This window comes from Zooshikella ganghwensis DSM 15267, assembly GCF_000428585.1.
Taxonomy (GTDB): Bacteria; Pseudomonadota; Gammaproteobacteria; order Pseudomonadales; family Zooshikellaceae; genus Zooshikella; species Zooshikella ganghwensis.
Genome location: NZ_AUAF01000401.1, coordinates 1 through 1,181, shown reverse-complemented (window position 1 = coordinate 1,181; position 1,181 = coordinate 1). Strand labels below are relative to the sequence as shown.

Here is a 1,181-nt window from a genome sequence, read left to right as displayed (position 1 = left end):
ATTGTCGTCGATGGCCGTGTTTTACAATATTACATCAATACCTCGTATCCCACTTTTGCCAATCAATTTAGACAGCATAAGCCGATAATGAGTGATGATACTGTCCATTTAGCCATTTCAAAGGCCATTCCGCATACACAGCAACTGCATCAAGAATTTGAGCAAGGGTTCACTCAAATGAAAGCGCAAGGAAGACTCCAGGCTATTATGCAAGCCCATGGCTTTGCCTTACCCAATCATTCTAAATAAGTGTCATTACTGCTTAGCAGGAGCCGAGTACTCCCCAGTGATCACATCATCCATCATTTTTTCATATCTCCCCGTTGCTTTGAGTTTCGTGAGTCCTTGATTGAACTTGTTAATCCAATATTGAGCTTTTTCGTTGCGTTTTGATATCAGCAAAAACCAATGAGCTTCTCTGAGAGGACGGGTATGATTGGTTATCTGCTCACGACTGGCAGTCGGAAACTTGGTGGCCAGTATTTCATAACCAATCTCCGCTTCTGCTACAAACAAAGGGATGCGTTTTGCCAGGAGCTTTTTAAAGTTCAAATAATCGCTATTGGCAATATCCGCTTTGACAATATTTTGCTCAATGGCCTGCTTTAATCCATCACCGTAAAAGTAACCACGGGTGACACCCACAGTAAGACCGGATAAATCATTCCACGTTTTCCAATCAAACGTGTAATCCTTACGGTGAAAAAAGACTGTCCGCAGCGTAATAACCGCATCACTTAGCAAGAAGTGTTGCATGCGCTCTTCATTTTTACTCCACAAAATGGTGCCATCATACTTACCTTGCTTAGCTTCACTCATGGCACGCTTCCAGGGCAAGAAGACATATGTCACCTCAATGCCTTCCAATGCAAAGGCTTCAGTGACTATGTGAGAACCTGCACCAAAGTGCTTGTAGGTTTGAGACATGAAAGGAGGCCATTCGCCATTGGTGAGCAATATGGTTTCATTTGCACCTGCAGTCCTTACTATACAGAGCGCACAGCTCATCATTGCTGTCAGCATTAAACATTTCACAGTGAAGTGATTGGCTATTTGAGCAAGCACCTAAAACCCCCCTCTACTGAGGAAAATACAAATAGACCTGATAGTACAAGTATAGGTAGCCATCTGGTGGTATATGAGATTGTTGAAGACACTTTTTGGGGCCGACGACGCTTATG

2 protein-coding genes are annotated in these 1,181 nt (G+C 43.2%); one reads left to right on the top strand and one right to left on the bottom strand.

Annotated features, from left to right (window positions below; genetic code table 11):
* Positions 1 to 249, top strand: a 249-nt coding sequence (locus F607_RS34510; RefSeq protein ID WP_211233730.1) for a type 2 periplasmic-binding domain-containing protein, incomplete at its 5' end; no start/stop codon positions are given.
* A 6-nt stretch (positions 250 to 255) separates the two neighbouring features.
* On the opposite strand, the gene F607_RS0127335 is transcribed toward F607_RS34510, so the two are convergent.
* Positions 256 to 1,008, bottom strand: a complete 753-nt coding sequence (locus F607_RS0127335; RefSeq protein WP_268967661.1) for a substrate-binding periplasmic protein — start codon at positions 1,006 to 1,008, stop codon at positions 256 to 258.
* Positions 1,009 to 1,181 lie beyond the last annotated feature (173 nt).

What these genes read in the sequence shown, in the direction of transcription:
- F607_RS0127335 (WP_268967661.1), bottom strand. Translation starts at nt 1,008, where the DNA reads ATGAGCTGTGCGCTCTGTATAGTAAGGACTGCAGGTGCAAATGAAACC.